General features: G+C 38.0%; 14 protein-coding genes. 8 read left to right on the top strand and 6 right to left on the bottom strand.

The genetic code is table 11. The features are described 5' to 3' along the window. Positions 1–15: 15 nt before the first annotated feature. The gene (locus tag H6G59_RS10250) at positions 16–504 is read right to left on the bottom strand and encodes a HugZ family pyridoxamine 5'-phosphate oxidase (protein WP_190714040.1); all 489 of its coding nucleotides are present in this window, start codon (positions 502–504) and stop codon (positions 16–18) included. Positions 505–566: 62 nt separating this feature from the next. Here H6G59_RS10250 and H6G59_RS10245 point away from each other — a divergent pair, with 62 nt between their 5' ends. The 4 genes from H6G59_RS10245 (at position 567) to H6G59_RS10230 (ending at position 4,324) form a co-directional block, all read left to right on the top strand. Further along, complete coding sequence (locus H6G59_RS10245) at positions 567–2,051, top strand: CIA30 family protein (RefSeq protein ID WP_190714038.1); 1,485 nt, start codon at positions 567–569, stop codon at positions 2,049–2,051. A gap of 3 nt (positions 2,052–2,054) precedes the next feature. Then, entirely contained in the window at positions 2,055–2,402 is a 348-nt protein-coding gene (locus H6G59_RS10240; protein ID WP_190714083.1) for a hypothetical protein, read from the top strand. Between the two features lie 337 nt (positions 2,403–2,739). Next, positions 2,740–3,132, top strand: coding sequence for a GFA family protein (locus tag H6G59_RS10235; protein WP_190714036.1), 393 nt, complete (start codon positions 2,740–2,742; stop codon positions 3,130–3,132). 214 nt (positions 3,133–3,346) lie between these two features. After that, on the top strand, positions 3,347–4,324 hold the full coding sequence (locus tag H6G59_RS10230; protein ID WP_190714034.1) for a DNA-methyltransferase: 978 nt from the start codon (positions 3,347–3,349) through the stop codon (positions 4,322–4,324). Between the two features lie 252 nt (positions 4,325–4,576). On the opposite strand, the gene H6G59_RS10225 is transcribed toward H6G59_RS10230, so the two are convergent. Further along, positions 4,577–5,221 (bottom strand): DUF3386 domain-containing protein, encoded by a 645-nt coding sequence (locus tag H6G59_RS10225; RefSeq protein WP_190714032.1) that lies wholly within the window; start codon positions 5,219–5,221, stop codon positions 4,577–4,579. 102 nt (positions 5,222–5,323) lie between these two features. On the opposite strand from H6G59_RS10225, the gene H6G59_RS10220 reads away from it, so the two are divergent. After that, on the top strand, positions 5,324–5,986 hold the full coding sequence (locus tag H6G59_RS10220) for a helix-turn-helix transcriptional regulator (RefSeq protein WP_127053683.1): 663 nt from the start codon (positions 5,324–5,326) through the stop codon (positions 5,984–5,986). Between the two features lie 278 nt (positions 5,987–6,264). On the opposite strand, the gene H6G59_RS10215 is transcribed toward H6G59_RS10220, so the two are convergent. Next, positions 6,265–7,641, bottom strand: coding sequence for a DUF2330 domain-containing protein (locus H6G59_RS10215; RefSeq protein ID WP_190714029.1), 1,377 nt, complete (start codon positions 7,639–7,641; stop codon positions 6,265–6,267). 2 nt (positions 7,642–7,643) lie between these two features. Next, complete coding sequence (locus H6G59_RS10210; protein ID WP_190714027.1) at positions 7,644–8,492, bottom strand: RnfABCDGE type electron transport complex subunit D; 849 nt, start codon at positions 8,490–8,492, stop codon at positions 7,644–7,646. A gap of 429 nt (positions 8,493–8,921) precedes the next feature. Here H6G59_RS10210 and H6G59_RS10205 point away from each other — a divergent pair, with 429 nt between their 5' ends. Beyond that, positions 8,922–9,605 carry a polysaccharide deacetylase family protein gene (locus H6G59_RS10205; RefSeq protein WP_190714025.1) on the top strand — a complete coding sequence of 228 codons (684 nt, stop codon included), beginning with the start codon at positions 8,922–8,924 and terminating at the stop codon, positions 9,603–9,605. 17 nt (positions 9,606–9,622) lie between these two features. Here the strand turns inward: H6G59_RS10205 and mltA are convergent, their stop codons facing one another. After that, positions 9,623–10,915, bottom strand: coding sequence for a murein transglycosylase A (gene mltA, locus H6G59_RS10200; RefSeq protein ID WP_190714023.1), 1,293 nt, complete (start codon positions 10,913–10,915; stop codon positions 9,623–9,625). A gap of 278 nt (positions 10,916–11,193) precedes the next feature. Continuing rightward, on the bottom strand, positions 11,194–12,507 hold the full coding sequence (locus H6G59_RS10195) for a proton extrusion protein PcxA (protein ID WP_190714021.1): 1,314 nt from the start codon (positions 12,505–12,507) through the stop codon (positions 11,194–11,196). An 87-nt stretch (positions 12,508–12,594) separates the two neighbouring features. On the opposite strand from H6G59_RS10195, the gene H6G59_RS10190 reads away from it, so the two are divergent. After that, positions 12,595–14,742, top strand: coding sequence for a PD-(D/E)XK nuclease family protein (locus H6G59_RS10190; protein WP_190714019.1), 2,148 nt, complete (start codon positions 12,595–12,597; stop codon positions 14,740–14,742). Positions 14,743–14,829: 87 nt separating this feature from the next. Beyond that, complete coding sequence (locus H6G59_RS10185) at positions 14,830–15,882, top strand: BMP family ABC transporter substrate-binding protein (protein WP_190714017.1); 1,053 nt, start codon at positions 14,830–14,832, stop codon at positions 15,880–15,882. The last annotated feature ends 61 nt before the right edge of the window (positions 15,883–15,943 follow it).

Below are 15,943 nucleotides of genomic sequence, written 5' to 3'. Positions count from 1 at the left end.
AATTATGATTAGGAATTATTCTGTTATCAACGTAAGTTGATTAAGATTATCACCACTGATATGGTAAGCAGATCCAAAGCCGATTACAAATCTTCCTTCAATTGGAGTTAGTTGGAAAATCCGAAAATCAGGTAAGCTGCGTAACATTTCAATAATTTCTCCAAAACGCTCTTGAAATTGTTGAACAATTTGATTCCATTGATCAGTTTCTCGCTCTAGCAGAGTTGCGGTGCAATCAAAAGTTAAACGACGACGGGCAAATATTTGTTTAGTATTAACTTCATCTTCAATAAATAAAATACTCACATGAGGATTAGCATAAATATTTTTGGTGTGAGTAGAAAGACCACTAACGTAGATATAGATATTTTTAGCATCATCTATGACGAAAGGAGTATAACTCGCGTTAGGGATTCCCTGATCGTTAACAGTACTGATGATGATACTTTCAAATTTTTCAGTAAATTTTTCATACTCAGCTTGAGCTTTTTCGATTTTACTCATCTGTTTATTTACTTGGTAAGATTTTATTAGCTATTATAAAATAAAATGGTAATAATGCAATTGTGACTGACCAAAATCGTTCTCAATGGGATTTATGCAGGTTTATCAAAACCTTGACCTACTTTGAGGTATTTCCTGTTCTTAACTGGGTACAGCAGTTAATTCCAGGTCGTCCCAAAGATAATCAAGATAAACCAAATGGGGGAAGAAATATGGGTGTAATTCTAGTAGCGGGTGCGACTGGTGGTGTTGGTAAACGAGTAGTCAGACGATTGCGGGAACAGGGATACAAATTCCGCTGTCTAGTCCGAGATATTGAAAAAGCAAGACTAGTTCTAGGTAACGATGTTGACTTAGTAGATGGGGATATTACTATACCTGAAACTTTGAATAGTTTGGTTATGGGTAATGTAGAATCTGTAATTTGTTGTACGTCAGTGCGGGTACAACCAGTGGAGGGAGATACAGCAGATAGATCCAAATACTACCAAGGTGTTAAATTTTACTTACCAGAGATTGTTGGTGACACACCAGAAAATGTCGAATATCGTGGTGTGAAAAATTTAGTTGAAGCAGCAAAAAAATATCTACCTACCGCTGGTGAAAAACTGATATTTAATTTTACTCAACCAACAGATGAATTAAAAAATATCTGGGGTGCGCTGGATGATGTTGTCATGGGTGGTGTGAGTGCAAGTAGTTTCCAAATATTAGAAAATACAGCTTTATTTAGTGGTAATGTTTCCACTGCTAACTCTGGGGGATTTGCTTCTGTCAGAACAAAAAACTTTTCCCCACCGTTTGATTTATCTGGTTATGAAGGTGTTAAATTGCGCGTCAAAGGTGACGGACAGCGTTATAAAATCTTTTTGCGGACAGAATCAACTTGGGATGGTGTTGGTTACAGCTATTCTTTCGATACGGTAGCTAATACTTGGATAGATATTACTATTCCATTTGCAAATTTAGTTCCTGTATTTCGAGCCAAAATTGTGAAGGATGCTCCAAAAATTGATTCTAGCAAAGTTTGTTCATTTCAATTGATGTTAAGTAAGTTTGAATATGATGGGGCTTTAAATCCTAAGTTTACTCCTGGTAGTTTTGCACTGCAACTAGAATCGATTAAAGCCTATGGTGGTGAAAGCTTACCCCAATTTGTTCTCATTAGTTCTGCTGGGGTAACTCGTCCCGGAAGACCAGGAATTAATTTAGATGAAGAACCACCAGCGGTCAGATTAAATGACCAATTGGGAGGAATTTTAACATGGAAGTTGAAAGGTGAAGATAGTTTAAGATCAAGTGGAATTCCTTACACAATTATTCGACCTTGTGCTTTAACTGAAGATGCTGGAGGTAAGGAGTTTATATTTGAGCAAGGTGATAATATTCGTGGAAAAATCAGCCGCGAGGATATTGCCGAACTTTGCATTCAATTAATTCAAAAAACCAAAGCTCGTAATCTCACCTTTGAAGTAAAAGAGGGAGCAAATACAGCTAATTCTGTTGATTTACAGGAGCTTTTTTCTAAATTACAACCTGATAAATAAATGTTGATTAGAAGATTATTATTTTTTGTCGTTGTAGTGATGATGATTGGTAGTAGTTTCTTCTCAAAGACGGCTTCATCACAGCAAGTAGATTTCCGGGTTAATAATTTGGAGTCTGATATGCGTCGTCTAGAGTTGCGGTTAAACCAGATTGAGTTATTACTCAGTCAAAACCGCCAATTTTCATCTCCTAAAATCACACCGACTCCATCACAGTCCACAGGCGCTAGACGCACTTTATCACCATCAGAACGTGATAAAATGTTTGATAGATTATCAACTTTGGTGGTTGAATTGAAGCAACAAGTTAATCAATTAACAACGCGAGTTACTAAACTTGAATCACGCTGAAAAACTTAACCCCCTTCCCTCCTAGGGTTGGGGGCTAAATATGGAATATATAAATATAGCAATTCCCATTGTCATGAGGTACAAGCAGTAATAATTAAACGCAGATGGACGCAGATGGACGCAGATAATTTTTTACTTCATTAGAGGATGTTTTAAAAGTTTTTGGCTGTGACTTTAGGAACTTATTGATCCCCCCTAACCCCCCTTTTTAAGGGGGGAACTAGAATCAAAGTCCCCCTTGGAAAGGGGGATTTAGGGGGATCTAAAATTCTTTGATACATCACTAAAGACTTTTCAAACATCCTGTTAGACTAGGAAATGCTATAAGGTAATTAAGATGACAAAAAATATCAATGAAATTGCTACTTATGAGGGTGGTTGTCACTGTGGTGCGGTACGCTTTAAAGTAATAGTTGATCAACACAAGATTGATGATTGTAATTGTTCTATTTGTAGTAAGAAGGGATTTTTACATTTAATTGTAACGCGAGAAAAGTTTATTTTGTTGCAAGGTGAAGATGTGTTGAAAACTTACACGTTTAATACTGGAGTTGCACAACATAAATTTTGTGGTATTTGTGGAATTCATTCTTTTTATATTCCTCGCAGTCATCCTGATTGTATTGATGTAAATGTGCGCTGTTTAGATGGGAATGTAATAGGTAATTTTGAGATTGTGCCGTTTGATGGTGCTAATTGGGAGGATAATATTCATAAGTTAGTTAATTAATTGTAAGCTGTGTATCTCGTTCCCAGTCAGAGACTGGGAATGCTATCACAGAGGCTCTGACTCTACTTCTACTAAAGGCAGAGCCTTCTAGAATTCATTCCCATACAGAGTATGGGAACGAGGAAATGGGAACGAGGAATGAGAAATATGGGAACGAGAACAACACATCCAAATTATTGTAGACTTGGAAAGAATAAAATAGCTTTGGTTTAAAATGTTATCTACTTTGTTGGGAACACCTTTATATACTACAAATTATGGATCTGCTTATGTTGGAGATGCTTTGGAATTACTAGATAATGTGGAAAGTGACTCAATTGATTTGGTGATTACTTCTCCCCCTTTTGCATTACAACGGGAAAAAGATTATGGGAATGTTGAACAAAAAGATTATGTAGATTGGTTGTTTGGTTTCTGCAAAAAGGTGTATCGGGTGCTGAAACCTGAAGGAAGTTTTGTAATTGATTTGGGGGGAGCCTATAAAAGTAAACGTCCTGTGCGCTCACTTTATAATTATCGCATTTTAATTAAGTTATGTGATGAACTTGATTTTCGTTTAGCGGAGGAGTTTTTTTGGTACAATCCTTCTAAATTACCTTCTCCAATTGAATGGGTAAATAAACGTAAAATTCGTGCTAAGGATTCTGTAAATACTATTTGGTGGTTATCTAAAACTGATTTTCCTAAAGCTAATGTGAGTAAGGTTCTTGTTCCTTATTCTGAACGTATGAAAAAGCTGCAAGCTAATCCTGAAAAATATTATCAACCTAAAGCACGTCCTTCTGGACATGATATTAGTTCTGCTTTTGCGAATGATAATGGTGGTGCAATTCCTTCTAATTTATTACAAATTCCTAATACAGAAAGCAATTCTCGATATATGCAACTTTGCAAAGCTGGGGGAATTGCGACACATCCTGCACGATTTCCACAAAAATTACCTGCATTTTTTATTGATTTTCTCACGGAACCAGGAGATCTAGTTCTTGATATATTTGCAGGTTCTAATACTACTGGTGCGGCTGCGGAAGCTGTCGAGCGAAATTGGCTGGCTTTTGAACAGAATCCTGCTTATTTAGCTGCTTCTGCGTTTAGATTTATGGATGTTAATCAAGGTGTAGAAGAGGCTGCAAGGATATTTCAGAAGCTTCTCTTAATGCCAGAAAATGAAAATATTAAGATTAGATATTGATTGCATTTTAACATTAAAGCCTCTCTCCTATTAGGAAAGAGGTTTATTTGTTGTTATAGCGATTCTAAATGAGTTATAAACACATATTTTCAAGTGGATGTTGGGTTACGACGCAGTTTTAGATTTATCTGTGAGCTTTATAAGTTAATTACAGCATCTAACCCAACCTAAAAGATGTTCACAACCTCTGCAAGAATGGCTATATGTCTATGCTTTCACATGATCGAAAGCGATCGCAGATTATTGAGAAATCTAGCCTAACAACTCGATCTTAGAAAAGATAAATTCCTGAATGGAAACGTTACCGTCTATCTCAGTGCGAATTTCCCGACGATTCAAAATGAAATACTCACCAACTTTTTCATATTCATCGGTGAATTCACTTCTACCGCCCTTTTGTTCGCCAGTTTTGGGGTCATGATATACAGAATCATAGGTATGAGACAAATATCCCGCCCCTGTATCAAGACTGCTAAAAGTGTCAATTGTCACAAAAGTACCATGAATTAAACGGTGTACGTGGCAAACTTCATTATTACGAACTTTATATTTGTCCCCTTCAGCCTTCCCACCCATCAAAATCTCTACTGCACCACTTGCGTCAGTGTTACCGTAGCTAAAAGTATTGGCGCTGTGAGTGTCTTCAAAGGCGCGACGGACACGGTGTACGGCTATTTCCCAAGCTTGACCGTGAATCGCTTTTTTAGCTGCTTCGTCTTCTACACCCAAAACTTCGGCTTTGAGATTAGCATCAATACGAACTTGACCTGTGATCACCTGGCCATCATACTTATAAGTAATATCTGCGGTATAACCAGGGAAATTTTTGTCCCAAGTGTAGCGGTTTTCATAAGCAGCCCGGAAAAGTTCTTGGGCAGAGATTTGTGTAACTGTCATGTGCTTCTCCTATCGCCACCAGTAATAATAGCGTTTTAATGTTGCTGGTATTAGCATAGAGATAATGATTGAGGTTCGCATAGTCCCCAAGTGGGTACTCTTATGGCTAAAACTCTCCACGCCATTTTTCAAGCGATCGCTAATGTCCAAAATGAGCAAGAATTAAAACAGGCTCTGATGGATACCATTGGCGACCATTTTGGAGTGCAACATTGGGGTATTTCTTTCCTCGATGACGATTCCCCAACCAAAATAGACTTTCCAGAAATGCCCGCAGCTTGTTTAGAAAGCAATCCTGTTGGTCAATATGTGGTAGAACGTCACGCCCCTACCCATGAGCAATTAATCTTATCTCCCAGTGATTGGAAGCATTTTTGCACCCGTCATGACCATGTGATGACTGGGCCAATAGTGTCCGATGGTCATTTGGTAGGAACGTTGAATTTTGCCCGTGACCAAGGCAGTCCACCTTTTAATAGTAATGATTTAGCTGACCTTAGTGCCTTATGTATTCATTTATCAAGCAAACTAGCCACACTACGGGCAAAACCAAAAACTTTCCCCTCTACTGTCCCCAGTCCTCTCACACCAAGGGAATTAGAAATTGCTGAATTGGTAGCCCAAGGTTTAACTAATGCAGAAATTGCCACTAAATTATGGATTACCCAAAATTCTGTTAAGCAAGCATTGAAAAGAATGTTCCGCAAATTGGGGGTATCAGCACGTGCGGAAATGGTAGCAAAATTGCAAAATCTCGTAGCTTAAATCAATAAGTAGTAGCGTATCCCTAACGGGAGCCGTAGGCTCTATTATATTCGCCCAAAACTTTTAAAACATCCTCTTAGTCCCCTCCACGAAACAGCAGGGAGGGGGTTGGGGGTGGGGTTCTTGTATTTCACTCAACCGAGAACCACCATAACTGCTTAGGGGGAGAAAAAGTCATTTTGATACTGTGAAAACTTCAATAAAAACTCTGCGTCACTTTGCGTTTACCTCAGCGAACCGCTGCGTTTAAAAGTAAAGTTTTCAACCGTTTTTAGTATCTATAATCCTAGCCAAGTTAACAGATTTTCCCACCAAGAAGTAGTCTGAATTCCTACATTAAACTTCATTTTTTGACGAATATTTTGAATCTGCCAATTAGTTAACTTAGCAAGAGTTTGAGCTTCTTGTTCAAAACGCCCAGATAAAGACCGTTTGTATTCCCTACCCGCAGAACATTGTAAATTACCTGTATAGGGATGTTGTAAAATATAACGTCCTTGGAAAGATTCTTGATTAGAAGTTGCTTGAAACATCAAATCTTCAGGAAACTTATTGCGAGTGTAGCGGACGTGCAAACGAGTAATAAAAACATTACTTGTGGGGAAGGGACGACCAAATCTTGGCTGTGTTATGCCATTGAAATCAGGATTATTATCTAACCAAAACACACCAGCTTGCTTGAGTTCTTCGGAGTTGAGAGGATCAGCAGAACAAGGATCGCAACTACTCATATTCCAAGCATATTCTAGAAAAGCAACTTTTTTATCTTCTTTAGTGTAAGAAGTTTGAAACATGGATTTATAAAAGTCGCCAAATTCATTTTTGACAAAAACAGGAATATTAACGTTAGAAGGAACTTTAACTGTTCGATAATTGGTAACTTCTGCTTGTCCTTTCGGCGAGAGAATATAAACAATCAAATCTTGCTCTGTGGTAGCATTAATCATACCCAAGCGAATGGGCAACATAAACTTAGATGATTGGTAGGAGATTTGCAGAGGTCTGAGTAATTGATAACCAGATTCTTCAAATTTATCTAAGTTGACTTTAGCAACAAAGAATTTCATTGAAGAACGAATATAGGGTTTTAGTAGTTCTTTTGCCCCTCTGGGAATTTTGTAGCCATTGCGGTTAAGCCAAGTTTCTAGTCCACCAGATTCTTTAGCACTGAGGATGACAATATCGTATTCACCAACATTGAAACGCGCCTCAACTGTCACACCTAAACTGTTATCTCTTCTCCTACTTTCCTGTGCGTTTCTAGTTGCTCCTGCGGATTGTGGTGCTGGCATATCAGCCATTTTGGAAATTGGGGCGCAGGGGTCAGAATCAAAATATTCTACTAATCTTGGGGCGCTAAAAGCATCTAATCGTTCGATAATTTTAGGTTCAGCAACGCGCACTTGCTCTTTTTTAATCACCGTTGGCACTGGTATAACTACAGCAAAGTCTTTCACTTCACCTTGAAAGTCATTGGCCATTGTTAAAACTGTTTTATCTCCTTCTCGCGCAATTACAACTTGAGAAGCTTTGTTATATAATTTGGCATCAGCTTTGGCAACATAAAAACCGCAAAAAGCCCAAGCTGCTGGTGCAAAAAATAGCACTGCGACAAGTGCTATTAATAAGGGGATAAATAATCTAAATTTTTTCATTTTTATAAAACCTGACTAATTTGTAATTGGGGATTTTCTTCCTGTACTTCTGCTTCCTTCTGCCAAGAAAATCTGGGTGCAAACAAGATAGTATCCAAGAGAATAGTCAAGGGTGCTAAGGCAAATAAAGCCCAAAAAACGGCAGTAGAAAGAAAGAAATAATTCCGCAGAATAAAGGTGATTATGGCAATACACACAGCCCAAATAATCCGCCCTATGCGGCTATTGGGAATTGACCGAGGATCTGTCACCATAAATAAGGCAAATAATATTAATGACCCACTCATCAAGCGATGTAAGTAAACATCCCAAGTCCAACCTAGCCAAATATTACGTACTGCTTCCAGTAAGGAGTAAGCACCTAAAAAAGCGGCTGTGGTATCCCAACGACCAACACGTTGTAGAACCAGTCCCCCAGTTCCAGCGAATAACAGCCCATACCACCATTCTTCACCCCACTGTCCGGGGGAAACCCAAGCATCAGAGGTTAGTGATAAGACGGTAATAATGCCAAAATTGGCAGGGTTGAAGAAATGCTTATCGCCAATTTTGAAGATAAATTTGCTAGAAATAGCCATTGCTGCGGCTAAAACCATCGTTGTCCAATGGTCAGCCCGTAGCAGTAAACTCAGTCCTAAAGAGGTAATTAAGGAACTGCGGAGATTGAACGTTGGTTTGATGTGAGTTGGTTCTGGACTAATTACCAATGACCATATCCATTGGGTTAACAGACAAGTTGCGATCGCTATTACAATCAATTCAGGACGTAGTGTCCAGTCTCTTGTCCCAATTCCTAACATGAGGAACAGGCTGAGAAAGAGAATTTGATAGTCTCGAGTATCTTTGAACATTACCCTTCACTCAGGGATTACCCTGTTATTTGTCATTAATGTAGTCGAAAGTTAGGGGAAATAATATTCTTGTTACAGTTTTTGTTACAACTCTCACTATCATTTTTCAAATCGGAAGACAGTTGCACAGGAAGGGTTTCCCGACTTAGGGACTTCCAAATAAAAAAATCCCCTAATTTTATGGTGGGTTACGGACTACCGTCTACCGTCCTAACCCACCCTACGATTTTTGGGTAATTTATTTTTTGAGGTTCCCCCCGCTGTAGCAACTGGCGCGACACAGAGAAATAAGAGTTTGAGAGGTTTTTGCGTAAGTCCTATAAATATAAATATCCCAAAAAATTTTTAGTCTACTTCAGTAGACTTTAGCTATTAGACCGGAACTTAAGTTCCGGGCGGGTGTGGAAGCTAACTTACTTAAGACCTAAAATGCAGTTTGCACCTCTGTTCCCACTTGTTTACCGTATTCTCCAACCGAGTTTTCCTAACTGTCTTTGGGGTGGAGATGGTAATAAAAAAAATATCGCTCTCACATTTGATGATGGACCTCATCCCCAATACACACCTCAAGTGTTAGCAGTTTTAAATCGTTACAAAATTACAGCTAGTTTTTTCTGGTTAGGTGTTTGTGTCAACCGTTCACCACATATTGCTAAAGCAGTTAAAGATGGGGGACATTGGATAGGTTTGCATGGTTATGAACATCATTCTTTTCCTCTGCTTTCCCCAACTGAATTAAAGCAGAGTTTAGAAAAAACCCAAGTTGCTATTGACAATGCTTGTGATTTAAAACCTGAATTATTGCGAGATGTCCGTCCTCCAAATGGGTTTTTTACACCTGCAACTTTAAAGTTATTTCAACAGTGGAATTATCGTCCTGTGATGTGGAGTGTTGTACCGGAAGATTGGGTACGTCCGGGTGTTAATGTTGTAGTGCAGCGAATTTTGCAACAGGTGAGAAATGGTTCTTTAATTGTTTTACATGATGGTGTTTTTGGTGGACAAGATGTTGCTGCTACTCTCGAAATTTTGATTCCGCAATTATTACAACAAGGTTATGAATTTGTAACTGTTGATAGTTTATGGAATCAGTTAACCTCTCTGGGGAATTAAAAATTACGAATTACGAATTACGAATTATTTTTAGGTTTGAGTAGCAAATAGAATAGTTGTCCATTACTGACTGTGACACCTGCTCGATCTCCTGCTATTTCACCTGTACCTAGGAAGTAGTCTACTCTCCCAGCGCCTTTAATTGCTCCTCCTGTATCTTGATCTAATACATAACGGCTAACTGTACGATGTTCTAATTCACCGTTTTGATTAGGAAAGGGAAAAGGTGCGCGAATTAATGCTAAAGCACCGGGAGGCATTAAAGATTTATCTGTAGCGATGGAACGTTCTGGTGTGAGTGGTACACTTATAGAACCCTGTGCTGGCTTACCGTTGGTTTCTCGGAAAAACACAAAACTGCGATCGCGGGGAATATAAATATTTAAATCTTGGGGATATTTTTGGAAATAGTCAAGAATTATGGGCATGGTTAAACCTTCTAAAGGGAATTTACCATCCTCTACTAATAAGCGTCCCAAACTTTTATAGTTATAAGCGGTGTTACCTGCATAACCGATGGTTGTTTGTGTTCCATCTGTTAATTTTAGTCGTGCTGAACCTTGAATTTGAATTATATAAGGTTCCAAGCGATCGCGGAACCAAAATAATTCTAAACCCTTTAATTTACCTTTTGCACCTTGTAAGCCATCTGCACCTTCTAATTCTAACCGGGTGGGATGGGGTTTAGTCCAAGATGCTAAATCAGCAGGATAGCGATAAGCAGGGTAACGAAACTCTTTTGTCGGTTTGCGACTGGCTAAATATAGTGGTTCATAATAAGCAGTAAACAAAACTGTACCTTTGGTATCTTTACCCAAAGATTGATAAAAGACAAATTCTTTTTCAATAGCTTTGTGCAGTTCTTTGGAGGAATTAGTTGATAATAGCAATTCCCGGAATCTTCGCAAACTTTTGTCAACACGTTCCTTGGTAATTTCCGGGATTTTATATTTTTTATAAGCAACTTCAGCACCACGAGTTTGCAAATATTTTAAACTTTGGTCGATGGCTGTTAACAGCGCTTTTTTATCTGCTATTTTTTCATTATCCCCACCATAAATCCTCTCATCTAAACAAGAAGCATCATTTTCACAACAGGTAACTGGAACTCTGGAGATGAGAACAGGTAATTTCTTTTCATTTTTGCTTTTTAACTCATCTGGTAATTCCCATTTTTTAACCAGACATTCTGGTGAAATGATTTGTTGATTTGTAATTTGTTGTTGTTGATATTTAATCGGTTCTAGAGGCATCAGAAAAGCACCTAAAAAAATAGGTAAGCTGATCGTAGTGTTCAGGATTTTTTTCATAAATCAAATGATATTATTATATAGCGTTTCTTCATCTAATGAAGTACAAAATTATCTGTGTTTATCTGCGTCCATCTGCGGTTAAATCTTTCTTCGGTGTACCTCACTTGAATTAGAATTGCAATAAATACATATTTATTGAATTTACCATCACTAGTACAACACGGCGTAAGTTAAGCAACCATTAAAAATACTGAAAAAGCCTGTTTAATCTACTTTTTTAATTTTTAATTGTTAATTTTTAATTCCGAGCAAGCGGTACTAGTCCCTAATTCATTTTATTCATTCATATTGTGATATGTCGCAACTGCCGAAGGTGAGATTCGATTCAAGTACCGGAAAATCCAGTACTTGAATATAGTATCTAAAATTACTGGAAATGTAGCAATGAATAAAAAGATAAAATCCCGATTTGCAGGTAATCCCCAATGGCGTGATATTCCTTCTAGAAGTACTTCCCAACCGTGAGGAGAGTGGAATCCGACAAATACATCAGTAAACAAAATTATAATAAATGCCTTGGCGCTATCACTCAATCCATATACTACATGATCAAAGAAATCTTTGAGGACGGCAATAGAAGACTTACTAATAATTAACAGCCAGATAAAAGCACCTACAGAGAAAATATCGGCAAATACATTTTTAATCGCATTGGAACTTTCAGCACTAAATTCCTCTGCTACCTCTTGGGCTTTCTCTCTCATCTGATTTTCTATTTCTTGGGAAGATATAGGTGGTGCATCACTCATTAAATTTTTAAACTTGATTCTTTCCTCAAATCTTTGGATTTTCTCTAGTGCTTCTTCTTCCATTTCTGAATTTAGAAATACTTGCACTGTTGGCGAATTTCTAAATTTATCTACTAATGGTCCGACTACTAAAGCTTTTGTTAATTGGTGGGTTAAAAGCGGTATGATAATTAGTAGTAAGATAAACCGAATCGAAATAATTGTTCTTTTTTGTGTCTGACGGAAATTTTTGACTACGTCTTGTTCGGAATTAGGATCTAATTCGGCTTGGAGACGATTGATGGTGGTTAAAATTGAACGAGGTAAAACCCCTGTTGTATCAGCTTTGCGTTTTGATTTTGGTTCGCTATTTTGAAATGATGATTTTGGTTTTCTTGATTGAACAATAGCTGCATTATCTGCTACTATTATAGATGGAGGTGCTGAATTGGAAATGTTTGTTTCTTGATCATCGATTGTATACTTAGAAATTACTATATCAATAAATTCTAGCTTTTCTAAAACTGAAGCAGGGCTGGGATATTCAATACCTGCTTTAAATGCTGCTTTTTTCTTAGATTCGTTAGAAAACCAACGACTTGCTTTAAACTCAGTCAGCCGCATTCGCGCATTTTTTAATAATTTTTTCAACTCTATTTCCAAATAATCCATGACACTACTGCTGTATACAGAAGAGTCAGAGGTTATTTTATTACCATTAAAATGCTTGTCTTCGATTTCCTTAATCTTTAATGCTGTTTGATAGGCTTCCTCTAAAGAACGTTCTGGTGTCTGTAGATACCATTTGTAAGCACTTAGTAAAAAAGGGTATATTTTTTGACTAAACACAGAGTTTCTCATCGTAGATGATCATCTAGTATTGTTTGCTGATTCTTAACCTTAAGTTAATGCACGAAGTATAATAACAAATTTATAAGGAGTCTATTGGTGGTTTCTGATTCTGTTTGGATTGTTGGTACTAGTCGCACTGGTAAAACTACTCGTATAGCCGAGATGTTTTGTCATTGGCTAGAAATTGACAACCAAAATATAGAATCATTTTATACTAAAAAAACTTCAACCCTCCGACAAACAGAGCCGGGAGTTTTAGTTTTAGCTGCCAATGATGATAACCGCCGAGAATTGGCTGATATAATTATTACGTTAACTTCAGGAAAATATCCAATTCGCGCTAAAACAACTTTGGGATTTTTTCAGGATGAAGTAATTTTATTTTGGCCGTTATTAATTGAATCACTACAGATTAAAGCACAATTTCCAGTGAGATTGCGTCCAGAAACTGAGCAGGAATTAGCAACAAAACTTTGGCGCTCTCAGTTAGAAGCAGAAACTGTACGACGTGCGGGATTAAATGAGTATCGTTTGGTGAGACGGATTTTGGATTTATGGCAATTGGGTGCTTACAGTGGTATACGTTGTGAAGATATTACCCAGATTTTAGAAAGTGGTTTACAGGAGAATAGCGGTAATTTAGAGCCAGAATTGTTAGGATCTTTGCTGCTAAATTGGCGTAATTGGTGTTTAGAAAGAGGATTCTTGACTTATGGACTGATAACGGAACTTTACAGCCAACATTTGTTAACTAATAGGGATTATCAGCAGCGTCTCAGGTATCGTTATCAGGCAATTGTAGCAGATGATGTGGATGATTATCCAGCGATCGCTCACCACCTCTTTGAATTACTCTTAGATGGCGGTGCAGTAGGCGCTTTTAGCTATAATCCAGATGGTGCGATACGCTGGGGATTGGGTGCAGATCCTCAATATTTGCAAAGACTAGCACAGCGTTGTCGGGTAGAAAATTTAATTGGTTCTCCAGCCGATAGTTTGGCGGCTACATTGGTGAAACCGATGGTAGAATTAGTCACAGAACCAATGGCGATGTTCAGTTTAAGTGCATCTGTGCAACCCATTCAAACCGCTTCTCGCGCGCAATTGTTGCGTCACACAGCAGAAGTAATAATTGATGGGATTAAGTCTCTTAAAGTCGAACCAGAAGAAATTGCCATAATTGCACCAGGGTTAGATGCGATCGCACGTTATACTCTCATAGAAATATTAACTAAGCAGAATATCCAGGTAGAATGCCTTAATGACCAACGTCCTCTCATTAGTTCACCAGTTGTCAGAGCATTACTCACCTTACTAACTTTAGTTTATCCTGATTTGGGCAGACTGGTAGACCGGGATGCAGTTGCAGAGATGTTAGTTGTCTTGAGTCAAAGTCACATCGATAACGGAGAGAAACAAGAATTTATTGATCCTGTACGCGCTGGATTAATCGCAGACGCTTGCTTTGTTCCCCACCCTAACACACCCCATTTACTACCAATTAAGAGTTTTGAACGCTGGGATAGAATCGGCTATGGGGCAAGTACAGCCTATGATCAGATATTACAGTGGATAGAACAACAGCGATCGCAACATCAACAGCGTCTTCCCTTGACACCTATTTTTCTGATATACAAAGCCATTCAAGACTTTGTGTGTAAAAATAACAATCCCCCCTATGAAACACTAGCAGCATTACGAGAACTACTAGAAACTGCTCAACACTACTGGGAAGTAGACAATAGATTAAGACAAACCGATAATATCTTACTTTCACTGCATACTCAACAAACCCTCACCACCACCATCACCGAATTTATCCAACTGCTGCGGCGTGGTACAATCACAGCCAATCCCTACCCCGTGCGTCCCATTGGTAGCGCGAGAAAAGCCGTCACATTAGCGACTATATTTCAATACCGTGCTAGTCGAAAATTTCACCGCTGGCATTTTTGGCTAGATGCTGGTTCACCACTCTGGGCTAAAGGTGGTGCAGCTACTTTGTTTGGTGCTACCTTATTCCTCCGCGACAGGTTGGGAGAACCTTGGACAGCAGCAGACGAACAATTAGCAGAAGAGCAAAGATTAAAAAGAATTATAGCAGATTTACTAGCTCGTGTTTCAGAGAAAGTTTATTTGTGTCACAGTGATTTAGCTGTGAATGGACAGGAACAGTTAGGGCCTCTGTTACCTTTGGTTCATTCCTGTAGTAGCCAAGTGCTGAGTATAAATCCAGTTCTCTAAGGCTTGGAAAAATCAACACTTTTACATAGCAATGTTAAAATATTTGATCATGTATGCAAAAGATAATTTTTTAGGGCAATTAACTCGGTGAATAACTTAAATCGGCGTAAATTTATTGTATATAGTTCAGCTACATTAGGTACTAGTTTACTACTAAAAGCCTGTACTAATAACCCTAATTCAAATTCTACATCTACACCCACAACAGCTAATAGTAGTGAAGGATTGAAAATAGCAATTGTCCTTCCTGGAGTTATCACAGATAAAGCTTGGAATCAATCTGGTTATGAAGGTATTAACCTCGCAAAACAAAAGCAGGGTGCAGAAATTGCGTATGTAGAAAATGTAGCACAAGCAGATCAAACAGAAGCATTAACAGATTTTGCTCGTAAAGGCTACAATGTAGTATTTGCACATGGTGGACAATTTGATGCAGCAATAGAACAAGTTGCTTCTCAATTCCCTAATACTTTCTTTGTTGCTGTGAATGGTTCTATTAAAGGTGATAATATCGCAGCTTTACGAATAGATCATTTACAAGCTAGTTATTTATGTGGAATTATTGGCGCTTCTATTACTAAATCTAACAAATTAGCTTACATTGCTGGGCAGGAATTTGAAGCAACACAGCAAGAATTACGGGGATTTGAATTAGGGGCAAAATCTGTCAATCCAAAAATTCAAATTACTTCTACTTTCCTTGGTGATTGGAATGATGTTACCAAAGCTAAAGAAGCCACTCTGGCTTTAATTTCTGCTGGTAATGATGTGATTTTTCAATGGTTAGATAATTCTTCAGCCACAGTTTTACAAACAGCAAGTGATCAAGGAGTTTATGCTTTTGGGAATACAAAAGATCAGTTAGATATTGCCCCCAAAGCAGTTTTAACAAGTGCGGTTAAACGGTTAGATTTAGCAATTGCTTATTTAGCAGAATTAGCCAAACAAAAACAGTTAAAAGGAGAAATTTATACAATTGGTTTGGAAAAACCAGAGATTCTATATTTGGGTAAATTTGGAGTAGTGAAGCCAGAAATTCAAGAGAAAGTGATGAAAATAAAACAGGAAATTGTGGATCAGAAAATCATTTTTGAGTCATGTAAAGAAGGTGGAAAAGATACCCGTTGTGTGAAGAAATGATCTGATTCAGACAAATTAGATTGTAGGGTGCATTAAGAGGATATCTGAAAACTTTTTCGTG

The organism is Anabaena lutea FACHB-196 (assembly GCF_014698305.1).
Lineage (GTDB): Bacteria > Cyanobacteriota > Cyanobacteriia > Cyanobacteriales > Nostocaceae > Anabaena > Anabaena lutea.
The sequence above is the reverse complement of the archived record's forward strand: the minus strand, read 5'-3'. Positions and strand labels throughout refer to the sequence as shown.

Excerpts from the sequence above, each read along its gene's own strand:
- H6G59_RS10210 (WP_190714027.1), bottom strand. The coding sequence starts at position 8,492 with ATGTTCAAAGATACTCGAGACTATCAAATTCTCTTTCTCAGCCTGTTC.
- H6G59_RS10205 (WP_190714025.1), top strand. The coding sequence starts at position 8,922 with ATGCAGTTTGCACCTCTGTTCCCACTTGTTTACCGTATTCTCCAACCG.
- H6G59_RS10225 (WP_190714032.1), bottom strand. The coding sequence starts at position 5,221 with ATGACAGTTACACAAATCTCTGCCCAAGAACTTTTCCGGGCTGCTTAT.
- mltA (WP_190714023.1), bottom strand. The coding sequence starts at position 10,915 with ATGAAAAAAATCCTGAACACTACGATCAGCTTACCTATTTTTTTAGGT.
- H6G59_RS10230 (WP_190714034.1), top strand. The coding sequence starts at position 3,347 with ATGTTATCTACTTTGTTGGGAACACCTTTATATACTACAAATTATGGA.
- H6G59_RS10235 (WP_190714036.1), top strand. The coding sequence starts at position 2,740 with ATGACAAAAAATATCAATGAAATTGCTACTTATGAGGGTGGTTGTCAC.
- H6G59_RS10220 (WP_127053683.1), top strand. The coding sequence starts at position 5,324 with ATGGCTAAAACTCTCCACGCCATTTTTCAAGCGATCGCTAATGTCCAA.
- H6G59_RS10215 (WP_190714029.1), bottom strand. The coding sequence starts at position 7,641 with ATGAAAAAATTTAGATTATTTATCCCCTTATTAATAGCACTTGTCGCA.
- H6G59_RS10250 (WP_190714040.1), bottom strand. The coding sequence starts at position 504 with ATGAGTAAAATCGAAAAAGCTCAAGCTGAGTATGAAAAATTTACTGAA.
- H6G59_RS10195 (WP_190714021.1), bottom strand. The coding sequence starts at position 12,507 with ATGAGAAACTCTGTGTTTAGTCAAAAAATATACCCTTTTTTACTAAGT.